This is a genomic window from Rodentibacter trehalosifermentans, from assembly GCF_002000545.1.
Taxonomy (GTDB): Bacteria; Pseudomonadota; Gammaproteobacteria; order Enterobacterales; family Pasteurellaceae; genus Rodentibacter; species Rodentibacter trehalosifermentans.
Genome location: NZ_MLHL01000006.1, coordinates 1 through 14,656, shown reverse-complemented (window position 1 = coordinate 14,656; position 14,656 = coordinate 1). Strand labels below are relative to the sequence as shown.

Here is a 14,656-nt window from a genome sequence, read left to right as displayed (position 1 = left end):
AAAAATGACAAATGCAGTAAATATCTTCGCCCCAAACCAAGATAAAACCACACCACAAAATGCTCTTATCGCTACACAATCTGCCCGCGAAAGTCAAGAGGTCCAAGCGATGATGGTCATTGCGAAAAGGTTTCCTCGTGACCCGGTAGAGGCGATGGATCGTATTTTGAGATCTTGCACACGCCAAACGTTAGCTGAAACAGCCGTTTATTCTTATCCAAGAGGCGGACAAAACGTTGAAGGTCCATCAATTCGATTAGCAGAAACACTCGCCCAAGAATGGGGAAATATTCAATATGGTATTAGGGAGCTTAGTCAAGAGAATGGTGAAAGTACCGTTGAAGCCTTTGCGTGGGATTTACAAACTAACACAAGACAAGTCAAAGTCTTTCAAGTGCCGCATATCCGCTACAGTAAAAAAGGGAAAACGGTACTCACCGATCCGAGAGATATTTATGAACTTGTTGCCAACAATGGTGCAAGAAGATTACGGGCTTGTATCCTTGGCGTGATACCAGGCGATGTGGCAGAAGCAGCTGTTCACCAATGCTCTCTCACCTTACAAGCTAATGCAGATACTAGCCCAGAAGCACTAAAGAAAATGCTAGAAAAATTTAGTGAATTTGGTGTCACTCAAAAAATGATTGAAACACGTTGCCAATGTCGATTTGATTCAATTCGTCCAGCCCAAATTATCCAACTCAGAAAAGTTTATACGAGTCTAAAAGACGGAATGAGCAGCGCTGCTGATTGGTTCGATATGAATGCCGGTAGTCAAGCAGAGAAATTAAATGAATTGGTGAATGCCAAAGAGCAAAACGAATCACAAGCCACATCATAGTGGCTTTTTTATTACCTGAAAAAGTCCAAGCACGCGTGAATGCGACAAAAGCATATTATCAAGCGTGTATTCCCAGTATGCCAAAAATGACTTTAGGAGAAAGAAAACGTGAACGAAATACACATCAGCCTACCCTATTCATTTTTCGCTGAATTGTTTGGAAAGTACATCCACGACAATTTTAATCACAGAAAACCGAATAGACTGCAAGCCATTGAGCAAGTCAGAAAATACTGGCTACTCTTAGATAGCGAACAACGAGAGTTCATCACCAAACAAGCGACAAAACAAGCCCGTTACTATGATGAATTTAAAGAATTGTTGGACTGGATAGAAGTACGCCGTAATCAATATCAACCAACATCACAACCGCTTAATGCTTTTGTTGAGTTGCCGGTTGTTGATACAAAACAAAATAAGGAGAATTAATCATGTTTTGGTTCAAAAACGCCATTATTTATCGTTTAACCAAGTCACTTGATTGGGATTTAACACAATTACAGAATCAACTTAGTGATTGTGCTTATGTTCCTTGCAGTGCACAGGATATGAGTAAATTTGGTTGGGTATCACCATTACGATGTTCTGATTTATTGCATTTTTCGGTGGGCAATCAAATTCTATTAGTCGCTCAAAAAGAAGAGAAAATCTTGCCGGCGCAAGTAGTTGATACCGAGTTAAACAAGCGCATAACCGCATTAGAAGAAAAAGAACAACGCAAGCTGAAGAAAACGGAAAAACAAATCTTAAAAGATGATGTTGTGATGAATTTATTGCCTCGTGCATTCAGTAAAAATCAACATACCGCTTTATGGATTGATACGGAACAAGGCTTAATTTATGTAGATTCTGCCTCTCATAAACGAGCAGAAGATGTGTTGGCATTATTGCGAAAATCCCTTAGTTCTTTGCCTGTCGTACCGTTAGCTTTTGCCAATGAGCCTAGCACGGTGATGACAAATTGGATTTCTCAAGATAGCTTGCCGGATTGGTTAATCGCACTAGAAGAAGCGGAGTTACGTGGCACTCAAGAAGACAGTGTGATTCGTTGCAAAAAGCAACCTCTTGAAAACGAAGAAATCCTTGAATTGCTACAATGCGACAGAAAGGCAGTGAGTAAGTTAGCCTTAGAATGGGAAGACACCCTCACCTTTGTCTTTCATGAAGATTGCACGCTCAAACGCTTAAAATTTGCCGATGTTGTACGAGAGAAAAATGACGATATTTTGAAAGAAGATTTCGCTCAACGTTTTGATGCAGATTTTGTTTTAATGACCGGGATTCTTAGCAAACTCACTGAAAATTTATTAGCCGAATTTGGCGGCGAAAAGCGCAGAGAATAATTAACCAAACCGCTCTTATGGGCGGTTTTATTTTGGAGAAAGAAAATGAAAGAGCTAATCAAAAACATTGAGCAATGGGCAGAAGATCGAAATTTAATTAACGGCTCTACGCCACAAAAGCAAATGCTAAAACTGATGGAAGAATTTGGCGAATTATGTGGCGGTATAGCGAAAAATAAACCAGAAGTAATTAAAGACAGTATTGGTGATTGTTTTGTGGTGCTGGTCATATTAAATACTCAATACCGTAGAAGAGCCGCCAATCCAGAGAATGATTTTCACCCAAATATGCTAATACCGAATTGGCTTTACAATTCTAAGCATATTGATGATGCAATGATGATTGCGCTTAGTCATTTTTCAGCGTGTTATAAAGGAGGCTGGCTACCTATGGATTGGGATATTCACAATTCTGTTGAGGCATTACAAAACATAGCCAATCTTAATGGTATGGATATTCAAGAATGCGTCTGGCACGCCTACGACCAAATCAAAGACCGCAAGGGAAAAATGATTGATGGGGTGTTTGTGAAAGAGGGGGATTTAGAAAATGACTAAAGAAAACAACGGTTGGATTAGTGTTATAGACAGATTGCCCGAAGAAGGTGTTGATGTCATCGTATATAGCGACTATGCAAAGGCTGTTTTTGTTGCTTGGCTTAGTTGTGAAGATAATACGTGCTTTACTGATGAAAATGGTGATTATGGGTTAATAGATGAAATTACCCACTGGCAACCACTTCCCGAACCGCCTAAAGAGGATTAAACCAATGCTAACTGATTTAGGAATGGAAACAGCTGATGCGGTAATAGCAATAGTCGCAATCATTGCTTACGTTGTGTTAATTATTAAAAGCTAACCCACTCAATGCAGTGGGTTTTGTTTTGGAAAAATTTGACACCCACCGCCCTTTCGGATTAAAAAAGGGCATTACGCCCCTTTTTGAGATTTGAATAATTCAACCGCCTGAATAATCAGTTGGTTTTGAGGGATATTTAATTGATGGCTCAATTGCTCAATTTCCGCAATTACCGTAATCGGGAGCTTAAACCCTTTGAGTTTAATCCCACGTTTTTCTTCAGAGCGTTTTTGAATTTCAGTAAGGGTTAAATCAGATTTTGGGCGACCACGAGCCATAACATACTCCTTGATTTTTATTTTTACTTATCATATAGTTTAGGGACTGCCTAGCGGGGGCAACCGCTAGGACTTACGTTATCCTTAGTAAGCGTTAGAGCTTACCAACAGCAGGATAATTAGGATAATGAATAGTCGGATATTCATATCTTTTTCCCTAGTAGATTGAGCGGTGAAAGCCGCTCTTCTTATTTCCGCCCTATTGCGAAAACAAGATTATTATAGGTTAACCTAATAAATAATACAAGTAATTTCTTAAGTAATCCTATTTATTTTTTATTTGACACCGCCCCCAATTCAGACTAGACTATCCCCACTTTCAACAGAAAGTCGGGAATTGGCGTTCCTGAATATGAACAAGTGGCGGAAATAATAGTCGCCATACGGCGATTTTTTTATAGCCGAAAACTAGCAAATCAAACCTTTCAAAGGTAGTGGCAAATTGCCACCCCCTTTTAAAAGTAGTCAATGATGGGCTAGATGAGGGGTCGAAAGACCACCGTAAGTTTAACCGCTTGTTCAAACGGGACGCCAACCTTGTCTAGTTCATCACCAGTAATTGGCGTTACTCGTGATGAGTTTTGAAAATTCAAAATGAGAACAAGCGTATGACTACATTAACTTTTCAAACAACAACTCTTTCGGTTATCAACCATAATTCTCAAACTTATTTTACAGCTCGTGAGATTGGAGCCGCTTTAGGCTATCGTAATCCATTAGGCGACGTATCAAAACTTTACGACCGCCACCAAGACGAATTTACCCCAAATATGACCGCACTTATCGATATGCGGACAAACGGCGGTGTTCAAAAAGTACGGATTTTCAGCCTGCGTGGTTGCCACCTAATCGGAATGTTAAGCCACACCAAAGTCGCCAAAGACTTTAGAAAATGGGTACTGGATATTCTCGATAAAGAAACCGCACAACCGAAACAACTTGCCCTACCCGAGCCTGATTACCGTATTGATAACATTTCCCAAAGCGAAGAAGCATTAGCCCTTTTCATCAGAATGTATAGCTTTTGTTTCCAAGCTCACGAAATGCAAGAAAAACTACGTGGCACCAATATTCCAAAACAAATGGAAAATGAAATTGGCGGGCAGTATCTCTACAATTTCAAATATCCACTTGAACAAACAATGGCAAAAGCCAAACAGTTTATTCAATCCAACACCGAACGATTGGCATTAGTCAAAGCCTTTCACCAGTTACTAGACTAAAACTTAATTAAAACCGACCGCACTTTTCCCCTTGAAAATTGTGTGGCGGTTTCTTGCACCCTAAATTCAGAAAAAGGAACAAAATATGAGCATCAAGAGAATAAAAATCGCCCTGCTCGCCTTCGTGTTTATCGGGTTGGCTTGGCATTTAGAACTCAGTCACGACTATGACGGTAAAATTATTCAACCACAAACCACACAGCCTAGCGAAAGCTAGGTTTTTTATTTCTCAAATATAGGAGGAAATATGGAACAAACTCTTACAATAAAAGAGGTCGCGAAAGAACTCAACATCGGCGAAACCACGATACGTAAAAATCTCCTCAACTGGGGATTTTTTAGAATGGCAGGATCGAAAATTTGGCGGGTTTACCCATCGGATCTTGAAAAAAATCGCAGAGAAGAAAATAATATGCGCCGTCTATGTGTGAAGGTCGGCGATTCGGAGAAAAGAAAATGTCGATCAGAAAAAATAAATTCGGCGTATGGCAGATCGATTTCACCACGCCAAGCGGCGAGCGAATTCGATGCAGTAGTCAAACGACTGAAAAAAAATTAGCGCAACAGCTCCACGACAAACTCAAGCACGAGGCTTGGCAGGTTGAAAGGCTTAATAAGAAACCTGAAAGAACCGTGGAAGATGCCTTAATTTTAATGCTGAGGGAAGCGGAACATAGAAAAGATGTCGCCACCAAAATTCGCCACGCCCAATACTGGCGAGAAACCCTTGGTCATAAATTAATTCGTTCTTTAACAAGTGATGATATTCAAGCGTATTTACCAACACACGTAAATCGCACAGGGAAAGAATTATCACCGGCGACACAAAATCGCTATCGTTCATCTATTATGCGGGCGTTAAATCTTGCCAAGCAAGCGGGATGGATTGATAACATTCCTTATATTTCCAAAAATACCGAGGCGAAAAAACGGATTCGATGGCTCACAAAATCGGAAGTTAAACGATTATTGGAAAATCTAAACTTAGACTGGATGCGTGATATATGCCGATTTGCCTTACTCACCGGCGCACGAATGAGCGAAATTCTCACACTCACGTGGAACAAAGTTGATTTTGAGCGGCAAATTGCCATCGTTACCGGCGATATTGCCAAATCAGGGCGAGCAAGATCGCTCCCATTAAGCCAAGAAGCAATGGATTTCTTGAGGCAACGGCAATCCAAACGTTGTTCAGATTATGTCTTTCATAGCGGAAAAGGCTTAAAGCTCAAGGATATTTCACGAAAGGATTTTAGCCGGGCTTTAGAAAGATCTAATATTAAAGATTTTCGGTTTCACGACTTACGGCATACTTGGGCAAGTTGGCACGTACAAAACGGCACACCGCTTATGGTTCTGAAAGAATTGGGCGGATGGGAAACCATTGAAATGGTGCAAAAATATGCTCACCTTGATGCTGGGCATTTATTGGACTACGTGAACCACGTCAAACTTACGTCAAACTCGTTTTTAATCCGCCCAAACTGCGAGGCGAAAAATGACGAACAGGAGGATATTTCAGGCAAGAAAAAAGCCGTAAGCTATTGAATTTGAAGGGATAACTTACAGCTCTTAGAAATTCGATATTTGGTGGGTCGTGAAGGATTCGAACCTTCGACCAACGGATTAAAAGTCCGCTGCTCTACCGACTGAGCTAACGACCCAAATGTAGGATTTTAAAGGAGTTTTTTACAAAATTAAGATTTTATAAAATGGTGCCCGAAGCCAGACTTGAACTGGCACGCCTCGAAAGGCGAGGGATTTTAAATCCCTTGTGTCTACCGATTCCACCACTCGGGCAAAACACTAACTGACAACGTATTATGGAGGCGTGTCCCGGAGTCGAACCGAGCTACATGGATTTGCAATCCAGTGCATAACCGCTTTGCTAACACGCCGTTTTGGAGCGGGAAACGAGGCTCGAACTCGCGACCCCGACCTTGGCAAGGTCGTGCTCTACCAACTGAGCTATTCCCGCATTTGCTGTTAGTGGCGTGCATTTTACGTAAATTTGAAAATCTGTCAATTACAGATTAAAAAAAAATTCTCAACCGTTTAAAAAAAATGCACTTCGTTTAAATTATTATCAATAAATGATGAAAAATCGAATTTCCCCGTTATTTTTGAATTTCTCCTTTTATCACTTTAGGCTTTATGCCAAAATGTTTGCCGTTTTCAACGAAAAAGTGCGGTCACTTTTTAGGTTATTTTTTTAGAGGATATTATGACAACACAACCATACGCAATTGATACTCTACTCGCTCAAGCCGGCAATCGCAGTGATGAACGTACCGGTGCGGTTTCCACGCCGATTTTTCTGTCCACCGCCTATGGTCACCACGGTATTGGTGAAAGCACCGGTTTTGATTATACCCGTACTAAAAACCCAACCAGAACGGTATTAGAAAACACGATTGCACAATTAGAAAATGGTGATCAGGGGTTTGCATTTTCATCCGGTATGGCGGCAATTCAAGTGCTAATGAGCCTTTTTACCGCCCCCGATGAATGGATTGTTTCCAGTGATGTCTATGGTGGAACCTACCGTCTTTTAGATTTTTCTTATAAAAATAATCATGCGGTCAAACCGATTTATGTTAATACAGCATCCGTGAATGAGATCGAAACAGCGATAACACCAAACACCAAAGCCATTTTTATCGAAACGCCTTCCAATCCACTCATGGAAGAATGCGATGTGGTTGAAATCGCCAAACTCGCTAAAAAACATCAATTAATGTTGATTGTGGATAACACCTTTTTAACGCCGGTGCTTTCCCGCCCATTAGATCTCGGGGCTGATATTGTGATCCACAGCGGAACAAAATATATCGCCGGTCATAATGATGCATTAGTGGGATTAATCGTGGCAAAAGGGCAAGCTCTTTGTGAACGCATCGCCTATATTCAAAACGGTGCCGGTGCGGTGCTTTCCCCATTCGATTCGTGGTTGACGATTCGTGGTATGAAAACCCTCTCGTTACGAATGAAGCGTCACCAAGAAAACGCTAAAGCCATCGCCGAGTTCTTGCAATCCCAATCACAGGTAGATTCCGTGCTTTATCCAAATAAAGGGGGAATGCTGTCTTTCCGATTAAAAAATGAAACTTGGATCAATACATTTTTGAAATCCATCAAACTCATTACCTTTGCGGAAAGTCTTGGCGGTACAGAAAGTTTTATCACCTATCCGGCAACACAAACCCATATGGATATTCCGGAGACAGAGCGTGTTGCTCGAGGCATCACCAATACCCTCCTTCGTTTTTCCGTGGGGATTGAAGATGTGGAAGATATCAAAGCTGACTTGCTCCAAGCCTTTGCCAATTTGAAATAAATCTCGGAGAAAATATGAAAATTGCAGTTTACAGCACAAAAAATTACGACCGTAAATACTTTGAATTAATCAATGCAAAATACTGTTTTGATCTTGAGTTTTTTGATTTTATGTTGAATGAAAGTACAGCGCGTTTAGCCGAACATTGTGAAGCTGTTTGTATTTTCGTGAACGATGACGGTAGTCGAAAAGTATTGGAAAAATTAGCCGCACTTGGTGTGAAAATTGTCGCCCTCCGTTGTGCCGGTTTTAATAATGTAGATTTAAAAGCCGCACAAGATCTCGGCATTCAAGTCGTCCGCGTGCCGGCTTATTCACCGGAAGCGGTGGCTGAACATACGGTTGGCTTGATGATGACATTAAACCGCCGCATTCACCGAGCTTACCAACGCACCCGTGAAGCCAATTTCTCCCTTGAAGGATTAATCGGCTTTAATATGCACGGACGCACCGTTGGCGTGATCGGTACGGGTAAAATCGGCATTGCTGTGATGCGAATTTTAAAAGGATTCGGAATGAATATTCTTGCCTATGATCCTTTTAAAAATCCTGTGGCGGAAGAACTTGGGGCAAAATATGTGGAACTTGACGAGCTTTATGCCAAATCTCACGTTATCACCCTACACTGTCCGGCGACACCGGAAAACTATCATTTACTCAACCGAGAAGCCTTTGCAAAAATGAAGGATGGTGTGATGATCATCAATACAAGCCGTGGTTCGCTGATTGATACCCCCGCGGCAATTGATGCGTTAAAACAGCGTAAAATCGGTGCATTGGGTATGGATGTCTATGAAAATGAACGGGATTTATTCTTTGAAGATAAATCAAATGAGGTCATTTTGGACGATGTATTCCGTCGCCTTTCTTCGTGCCATAACGTATTGCTTACCGGCCACCAAGCTTTCTTAACGGAGGATGCGTTAACCAATATTGCGGATGTCACGCTTTCTAATGTATATAAATTAAAATCCGGAAAACCTTGCGAAAATTTGGTTTTCTCCTCTTAGTTTTTGGTAATTAAATCAATAACTGTACTTTAAAAAAAATCGTGCTATTCTGACCGCACTTGTAATTCAATAAAATGCCCTTACATAAGGGCATTATTCACAAACAAAGGAAATAAAAATGAGCCAAGTATTACATACAACAGATGCAACATTTGAAGCAGATGTGCTACGTTCAGAAGTCCCTGTATTAGTTGATTTTTGGGCTCCATGGTGCGGACCTTGTAAAATGATTGCACCGGTATTGGACGAACTTGCGCCGGAATTTGCCGGCAAAGCCAAAATCGTTAAAATCAATGTTGATGAAAATCAGCTTGTGGCCGGTCAATTTGGTGTACGCAGTATCCCAACCTTACTTTTAGTAAAAAACGGTGAAGTGGCAGCAACACAGGTCGGTGCATTACCAAAAGGTCAACTTGCAGCATTTATCAATCAACATCTTTAATTTATTTCTAAAATCCTCTTATTTTTCCCCAAATAAGAGGATTTTTTCTCTTTATTCTCCCTTTCATCAACAAATTTTCTAAGCTAATCCACATTTTTTCTGTGATATTACTCACAAATTCAAAAAAATCCCGTTTACTTTTTACACAAATAGACTTAACTTCATTAACAATCTTGTAACACATTAAACACAAGGGGTTTTCAGATGTCTATTTCTCTTTCCAAAACTTACTGCCCTGAACGTAAAATCATTACTAAAAATTATCGTTTAGATGAAAAAACGGCTGTAGATCGTTTAATGGCAACGCTTGATTTCACCGAAACACAAGAAAAACACATTACGGATAATGCCACCAAATTGATTAACAAATTGCGCCTCTTAAAACAAAAGCAGTATGGTGCCGATGCGTTAATGGAAGAATTTTCATTAAGCTCTGAAGAAGGGGTCGCCTTAATGTGTTTGGCTGAAGCATTACTACGTATCCCTGATGCCAAAACCCGTGATGAGCTTATCTACGAAAAATTGAAAGATGGCAATTGGCAATCACATCTTGGCAATTCAAAATCTATCTTTATCAACGCAGCCAGCTATGGCTTGGTGTTCGGTAAAAAAATCAGTGAAAATCTTACCGAAGAACAACTTACCAATAGCATCAAAAATATGTTTTCTCGCCTTGCCGCACCTGTTATGCGTCAAGCAATGGTGAAATCAATGCGTATTATGGGGAGACAATTCGTCGCCGGCGTAACAATGGAGGAGGCACTCAAACATATTCAACCGCGCTACAACAAAGGCTTTACCTTCTCATTTGATATGCTGGGCGAAGCGGCGATGACAGCCGCTGATGCTGATCGCTATTTCAACGACTATCTGCACGCCATTGAAGAGGTAGGGAAAAACGCTAAAGACCGCACTATTTACAACGGCAATAGCGTTTCCGTCAAACTTTCTGCCATTCACCCTAAATATAGCCGTGCGAAATATGACCGCACAATGAATGAGCTTTACCCTCGTGTAAAACAGCTCTTTTTACTGGCTCAAAAATATAACATCAGCGTCAACATTGATGCTGAAGAGGCGAACCGCCTTGAGCTTTCTTTGGATTTAATCGAAAAATTACTTGATGAACCAGAACTCAAAGGCTACAAAGGCATTGGCTTTGTGGTACAAGCCTATTCCAAACGCTGTCCTTATGTGTTGGATTATTTAATCAACCTTGCCCGTGAAAAACAGGGCTATTTGATGATTCGTTTGGTAAAAGGTGCATACTGGGATAGTGAAATCAAATGGGCGCAAACCGATGGCTTAGACGATTTCCCACTCTACACGCGCAAAAATCACACCGACATTGCCTATGTTGCTTGTGCGAAAAAATTATTTGCAGCCCAAGATGTGATTTATCCACAATTTGCCACCCACAATGTTCTCACAATGTGTACCATTCACGAACTTGGGCAAGGCAAACAATTTGAATTTCAATGCTTACACGGAATGGGGGAAAGCCTTTACGACAATATTGTCGGCAAAGAAAATTTCGATCGACAAGTACGTGTTTATGCCCCCGTTGGCACTCATGAAACCCTGCTTGCCTACCTCGTGCGTCGTTTACTCGAAAACGGCGCTAACTCTTCTTTCGTTCACCAATTAGTTGATGAAAATATCCCCGTGTCTCAATTGGTAACATTACCTTGGAAAGGCTATTCAAAATCAAAGGGTGAGCCGAATAAACTCGTGCGTAAACCGCTAGAAATCTTCCACGATCGCCGCAATTCCGCAGGTTTTGACTTAACCAATGAATTGGTTTTAGCGAAACTTGAACAGGCATTAAATGAAGCCAAAATAGAAAATGCCACCTCCCTTACCTTATCGACCAATTCCACTCAACAGGCAGTGTATTTTGTGAAAAATCCTGCAAAATTAACAGAAATAATTGGCGAAGTGCGTTTCTTAGGCATAGATGAAGCAGGGGCGGTATTTGCTTTTGCCAATAACCAAACGTGGAATGCCAAAAGTGCGGTCGAAAAAGCCAATGTTTTACGAAAAGCAGCTGATCTTTATGAAGAAAATCATGGTTTGCTAATGAAACTAGCAATACTCGAAGCGGGTAAAACCTTACCAAACGCCATTGCCGAACTGCGTGAAGCAGTCGATTTCCTCCGCTATTATGCAAATCAGCTTGAACATTTGGCGAATAACAACCAACTTGGTGAAGCCCGTGGCAAAGTGCTTTGTATCTCTCCTTGGAACTTCCCATTGGCGATCTTCACAGGGCAAATTGCCGCTTCCCTTGCCGCAAGTAATGCCGTGATCGCCAAACCTGCGGAACAAACCTCACTTATCGCTTATGCGGCAGTAAAACTCCTGCACCAAGCAGGTGTGCCGAGAGAAACTTTACAGCTTGTATTAGGCGCAGGCGATCTGGGGGCGGCACTTGTCCAACAGCCTTTTGATGGCGTAGTCTTTACCGGTTCGACAGAAGTGGCAAAATTGATTGAAAAACGCTTAGCCCTTGCAGATAACGATCCAGTTTTGATTGCAGAAACCGGCGGGCAAAATGTGCTAGTGGTAGATACCTCTGCCCTACCGGAACAAGTAGCGGCAGACGTGCTAAGTTCCGCCTTTGACTCCGCAGGTCAACGTTGTTCGGCACTTCGCATTTTGTTGTTACAAGAAGAAATTGCCGACCAATACTATCGAATGATCAGTGAAGCGATGAAAGAATTAAGCCTTGGCGATCCACGCTTGCTGGCAACGGATATTGGTCCTGTAATTGATGAAGAGGCAAAACAAAACTTACTTAGCCACCAAGCCAAGATGCGTAAAGTGGCCCGAGCCTACACCGAATTACCTGTGCCTGAAGGCGGTCATTTTGTTGCCCCTTCCATTTACTTGCTTGATAACCTCAACCAAGTGCAACGTGAAGTGTTCGGCCCAATTCTTCACATCATTCGCTATTGTAAAGATGATTTAGTGAACCTGTTGGAAAGCGTCAACGAAAAAGGTTATGCGCTCACCGGGGGTTGCCATAGCCGTATCCGTAAACAAATGGATTTGGTCGAAAAACACCTTAATTGTGGCAATTTCTATATTAATCGCAACATTGTCGGTGCCGTAGTTGGAGTTCAGCCCTTTGGCGGACATGGGTTATCCGGTACAGGCCCGAAAGCCGGTGGTGAATTCTATCTCCAACGTTTAACCCGCACACCTCGCTATTACAGCCAATTCGGTGATGAAAATAGCCTTAGCAGCGCTAAACCGGTGCTTGAAAGCATTACAGGTGAACACAATAGTCTCGCTTATTTACCGTGTGAAGTAGCAATTCTTAACGGCGATTTAGCCTCCGCTCAAACAGCTGCAGATAAATTGTTAAGAGCAGGATTTACTATTTTGGTTGAACCAAGTCACCCACTGGCGAAAGTGACCAAAACAGGTATTCGAGTCGATACCCTATTGGGAAGTTGCCAAAAAGGCGTGTATTTGGCTACACTTGAGCCTGAACGCCGCCAATGGTTGGCTGAAAACAGTAAAGCGATTTTCAAATGTTTTGACTGGTGTACCACTCAAGATGTATTGCCACTTTACGATGAATTCTCTCGTAGCTACAACACCACCGCCGCAGGTGGCAATACCTCGTTGATGGCCTCGGAAGAGCACTAATCTATGCATTAATAGGTAGGATATGTAAACAACGTTCACGCATGCAAGCGGTCAATTTTCTAAGCCTTTTGCAAAGCATGAACGCATTTTTCAAATTCATACCCTCGAACGTAAAAACAGGAGTAAACCTATGCAGATTTACATTACATTTGGCTTATATTTATTGATTATTTTGGGTATTGGGCTATATGCCTATCGTTCTACCCAAAATTTTGACGACTATATTCTTGGTGGTCGTAAAATGGGAAGCTTTGTCACCGCCATGTCAGCGGGGGCTTCCGATATGTCGGGCTGGCTTTTAATGGGCTTGCCCGGTGCCATTTTCCTTTCCGGTCTTTCTGAGGCTTGGATAGCGGTGGGGCTGACTGTCGGCGCATTTCTGAACTATAAAATCGTGGCAGGCCGTTTACGTATCTTCACGGAAAAATACAGCAATGCACTCACCTTGCCGGAGTTTTTCGCCCAGCGTTTTCCCCGCCAGAAAAAAGCACTAAAAATTATCTCTTCCTCAATTATTTTATTCTTTTTCACTATTTACTGTGCTTCCGGCGTTGTGGCAGGTGCAAAACTTTTCCAAAGTTTATTAGGATTAGATTATGGGACAGCTCTTTGGCTGGGTGCCTTAGCCACCATCGCCTACACTTTCATTGGCGGCTATTTGGCGGTGTCTTGGAGCGATACCATTCAAGCCACGTTGATGATTTTCGCCCTCCTCCTCGCACCGGTCATGGTACTCATTAATATCAGTTGGGAAGAGATCAATATGGCATTAGCTATAAAATCGGAAGCCACCCATATCCCTTATAGCAACTGGCTACATAATGTTTCAGGCATTGGGGTGATTTCAGCCCTCGCTTGGGGATTAGGCTATTTCGGACAACCCCATATTCTTGCCCGCTTCATGGCGGCAGATTCCGTTCAAGCGCTCAATAAAGCCCGTCGTATTGGGATTGCTTGGATGCTCCTTTGTTTAGGCGGCGCCGTCGCTGTAGGCTATTTCGGTTTAGCCTATTTCACCCACCAAGCGATGCCACTCGACAATGCAGAAGCGGTCTTCATTGAGCTTTCAAAAGTGATATTCAATCCATGGATTGTCGGCATTGTGTTATCGGCAATTTTAGCGGCGGTGATGAGTACCCTTTCCGCCCAATTATTAATGTGTTCTGCGGCAATCACCGAAGATTTCTATAAAGGCTTTTTCCGTAAAAATGCCTCCAGTAAAGAGCTTGTCTGGATTGGTCGTTTAATGGTCTTGGTGATTTCTGTTGTCGCCATTGTGATCGCTCAAGATCCTAACTCTAAAGTGATGGGGTTAGTCTCCTATGCTTGGGCAGGTTTTGGTGCGGCATTTGGGCCGGTTGTGATTCTTTCACTCTTTAACCGCAATATCAGTTCTAAAGCAGCCCTATGGGGAATGTTATCCGGTGCAATCACGGTGGTCATCTGGAGTCCATTAATGACCTTCTTAGGCTGGGAGGATTTATCCAAACTTTATGAAATTATCCCCGGCTTCTTAGTCTGTTCATTTATCACACTCACCTCTTCCGTGTTCGCCCCTGTTCATCCAATTGTAGCCGAACAATTTGACGAAGCACTGGCAGAATTTGAAGCAAGAAAATAGCGAAGAAAAAAGTGCGGTGAATTTTGTGATCTGACCCCAAAAAG

The 14,656-nt window shown here is 42.0% G+C and carries 15 protein-coding genes and 4 tRNA genes; 14 read left to right on the top strand and 5 right to left on the bottom strand.

The genetic code is table 11. The features are described 5' to 3' along the window. Positions 1-4: 4 nt before the first annotated feature. From BKK52_RS00765 to BKK52_RS00745, 5 genes are all read left to right on the top strand, one after another. On the top strand, positions 5-841 hold the full coding sequence (locus BKK52_RS00765; protein ID WP_077477492.1) for a hypothetical protein: 837 nt from the start codon (positions 5-7) through the stop codon (positions 839-841). Positions 842-949: 108 nt separating this feature from the next. Further along, positions 950-1,270, top strand: coding sequence for a hypothetical protein (locus tag BKK52_RS00760; protein WP_077477491.1), 321 nt, complete (start codon positions 950-952; stop codon positions 1,268-1,270). Between the two features lie 2 nt (positions 1,271-1,272). Beyond that, positions 1,273-2,184 (top strand): recombination-associated protein RdgC, encoded by a 912-nt coding sequence (gene rdgC, locus BKK52_RS00755; protein ID WP_077477490.1) that lies wholly within the window; start codon positions 1,273-1,275, stop codon positions 2,182-2,184. A gap of 45 nt (positions 2,185-2,229) precedes the next feature. Continuing rightward, positions 2,230-2,742 (top strand): MazG-like family protein, encoded by a 513-nt coding sequence (locus BKK52_RS00750; protein WP_077477489.1) that lies wholly within the window; start codon positions 2,230-2,232, stop codon positions 2,740-2,742. Further along, positions 2,735-2,950 (top strand): DUF551 domain-containing protein, encoded by a 216-nt coding sequence (locus BKK52_RS00745; protein ID WP_077477488.1) that lies wholly within the window; start codon positions 2,735-2,737, stop codon positions 2,948-2,950. The genes BKK52_RS00750 and BKK52_RS00745 overlap by 8 nt, the downstream gene beginning before the upstream one ends. A 165-nt stretch (positions 2,951-3,115) precedes the next feature. On the opposite strand, the gene BKK52_RS00740 is transcribed toward BKK52_RS00745, so the two are convergent. Then, on the bottom strand, positions 3,116-3,322 hold the full coding sequence (locus BKK52_RS00740) for a ribbon-helix-helix protein, CopG family (RefSeq protein WP_077477487.1): 207 nt from the start codon (positions 3,320-3,322) through the stop codon (positions 3,116-3,118). A 608-nt stretch (positions 3,323-3,930) separates the two neighbouring features. Between BKK52_RS00740 and BKK52_RS00735 the strand changes: the two genes are divergently transcribed. From BKK52_RS00735 to BKK52_RS00725, 4 genes are all read left to right on the top strand, one after another. After that, positions 3,931-4,545: a BRO-N domain-containing protein gene (locus BKK52_RS00735; RefSeq protein WP_077477486.1), complete on the top strand. Its 615-nt coding sequence runs from the start codon at positions 3,931-3,933 to the stop codon at positions 4,543-4,545. A gap of 85 nt (positions 4,546-4,630) precedes the next feature. Then, positions 4,631-4,762: a hypothetical protein gene (locus BKK52_RS14035; RefSeq protein WP_279626509.1), complete on the top strand. Its 132-nt coding sequence runs from the start codon at positions 4,631-4,633 to the stop codon at positions 4,760-4,762. 30 nt (positions 4,763-4,792) lie between these two features. Continuing rightward, a complete protein-coding gene (locus BKK52_RS00730) occupies positions 4,793-5,104 on the top strand; it encodes a helix-turn-helix domain-containing protein (RefSeq protein WP_077420357.1) in 312 nt (103 codons plus the stop codon). Next, positions 5,002-6,093, top strand: coding sequence for a tyrosine-type recombinase/integrase (locus BKK52_RS00725; RefSeq protein WP_077420359.1), 1,092 nt, complete (start codon positions 5,002-5,004; stop codon positions 6,091-6,093). The genes BKK52_RS00730 and BKK52_RS00725 overlap by 103 nt, the downstream gene beginning before the upstream one ends. A 40-nt stretch (positions 6,094-6,133) precedes the next feature. On the opposite strand, the gene BKK52_RS00720 is transcribed toward BKK52_RS00725, so the two are convergent. The 4 genes from BKK52_RS00720 to BKK52_RS00705 form a co-directional block, all read right to left on the bottom strand. Further along, positions 6,134-6,209, bottom strand: a tRNA-Lys gene (locus BKK52_RS00720). A gap of 49 nt (positions 6,210-6,258) precedes the next feature. Then, positions 6,259-6,345: transfer RNA gene (locus BKK52_RS00715), tRNA-Leu, on the bottom strand. A gap of 24 nt (positions 6,346-6,369) precedes the next feature. After that, positions 6,370-6,443 (bottom strand) — tRNA-Cys (locus BKK52_RS00710). A gap of 4 nt (positions 6,444-6,447) precedes the next feature. Next, positions 6,448-6,523: transfer RNA gene (locus BKK52_RS00705), tRNA-Gly, on the bottom strand. Positions 6,524-6,769: 246 nt separating this feature from the next. On the opposite strand from BKK52_RS00705, the gene BKK52_RS00700 reads away from it, so the two are divergent. The 5 genes from BKK52_RS00700 to putP all read left to right on the top strand — a co-directional run bounded on the left by BKK52_RS00700 (position 6,770) and on the right by putP (position 14,612). Beyond that, positions 6,770-7,882: a methionine biosynthesis PLP-dependent protein gene (locus BKK52_RS00700; RefSeq protein WP_077420361.1), complete on the top strand. Its 1,113-nt coding sequence runs from the start codon at positions 6,770-6,772 to the stop codon at positions 7,880-7,882. 14 nt (positions 7,883-7,896) lie between these two features. Then, a complete protein-coding gene (locus BKK52_RS00695; protein WP_077420363.1) occupies positions 7,897-8,892 on the top strand; it encodes a 2-hydroxyacid dehydrogenase in 996 nt (331 codons plus the stop codon). A 118-nt stretch (positions 8,893-9,010) separates the two neighbouring features. Further along, the gene (trxA, locus tag BKK52_RS00690) at positions 9,011-9,334 is read left to right on the top strand and encodes a thioredoxin TrxA (RefSeq protein WP_077420365.1); all 324 of its coding nucleotides are present in this window, start codon (positions 9,011-9,013) and stop codon (positions 9,332-9,334) included. Positions 9,335-9,538: 204 nt separating this feature from the next. Then, the gene (putA, locus tag BKK52_RS00685; RefSeq protein WP_077420367.1) at positions 9,539-12,991 is read left to right on the top strand and encodes a bifunctional proline dehydrogenase/L-glutamate gamma-semialdehyde dehydrogenase PutA; all 3,453 of its coding nucleotides are present in this window, start codon (positions 9,539-9,541) and stop codon (positions 12,989-12,991) included. Positions 12,992-13,121: 130 nt separating this feature from the next. Beyond that, complete coding sequence (gene putP, locus BKK52_RS00680; RefSeq protein ID WP_077420369.1) at positions 13,122-14,612, top strand: sodium/proline symporter PutP; 1,491 nt, start codon at positions 13,122-13,124, stop codon at positions 14,610-14,612. Positions 14,613-14,656 lie beyond the last annotated feature (44 nt).

What these genes read in the sequence shown, in the direction of transcription:
- BKK52_RS00765 (WP_077477492.1), top strand. Translation starts at nt 5, where the DNA reads ATGACAAATGCAGTAAATATCTTCGCCCCAAACCAAGATAAAACCACA.
- rdgC (WP_077477490.1), top strand. Translation starts at nt 1,273, where the DNA reads ATGTTTTGGTTCAAAAACGCCATTATTTATCGTTTAACCAAGTCACTT.
- BKK52_RS00750 (WP_077477489.1), top strand. Translation starts at nt 2,230, where the DNA reads ATGAAAGAGCTAATCAAAAACATTGAGCAATGGGCAGAAGATCGAAAT.
- BKK52_RS00745 (WP_077477488.1), top strand. Translation starts at nt 2,735, where the DNA reads ATGACTAAAGAAAACAACGGTTGGATTAGTGTTATAGACAGATTGCCC.
- BKK52_RS00740 (WP_077477487.1), bottom strand. Translation starts at nt 3,322, where the DNA reads ATGGCTCGTGGTCGCCCAAAATCTGATTTAACCCTTACTGAAATTCAA.
- BKK52_RS00735 (WP_077477486.1), top strand. Translation starts at nt 3,931, where the DNA reads ATGACTACATTAACTTTTCAAACAACAACTCTTTCGGTTATCAACCAT.
- BKK52_RS14035 (WP_279626509.1), top strand. Translation starts at nt 4,631, where the DNA reads ATGAGCATCAAGAGAATAAAAATCGCCCTGCTCGCCTTCGTGTTTATC.
- BKK52_RS00730 (WP_077420357.1), top strand. Translation starts at nt 4,793, where the DNA reads ATGGAACAAACTCTTACAATAAAAGAGGTCGCGAAAGAACTCAACATC.
- BKK52_RS00725 (WP_077420359.1), top strand. Translation starts at nt 5,002, where the DNA reads ATGTCGATCAGAAAAAATAAATTCGGCGTATGGCAGATCGATTTCACC.
- BKK52_RS00700 (WP_077420361.1), top strand. Translation starts at nt 6,770, where the DNA reads ATGACAACACAACCATACGCAATTGATACTCTACTCGCTCAAGCCGGC.
- BKK52_RS00695 (WP_077420363.1), top strand. Translation starts at nt 7,897, where the DNA reads ATGAAAATTGCAGTTTACAGCACAAAAAATTACGACCGTAAATACTTT.
- trxA (WP_077420365.1), top strand. Translation starts at nt 9,011, where the DNA reads ATGAGCCAAGTATTACATACAACAGATGCAACATTTGAAGCAGATGTG.
- putA (WP_077420367.1), top strand. Translation starts at nt 9,539, where the DNA reads ATGTCTATTTCTCTTTCCAAAACTTACTGCCCTGAACGTAAAATCATT.
- putP (WP_077420369.1), top strand. Translation starts at nt 13,122, where the DNA reads ATGCAGATTTACATTACATTTGGCTTATATTTATTGATTATTTTGGGT.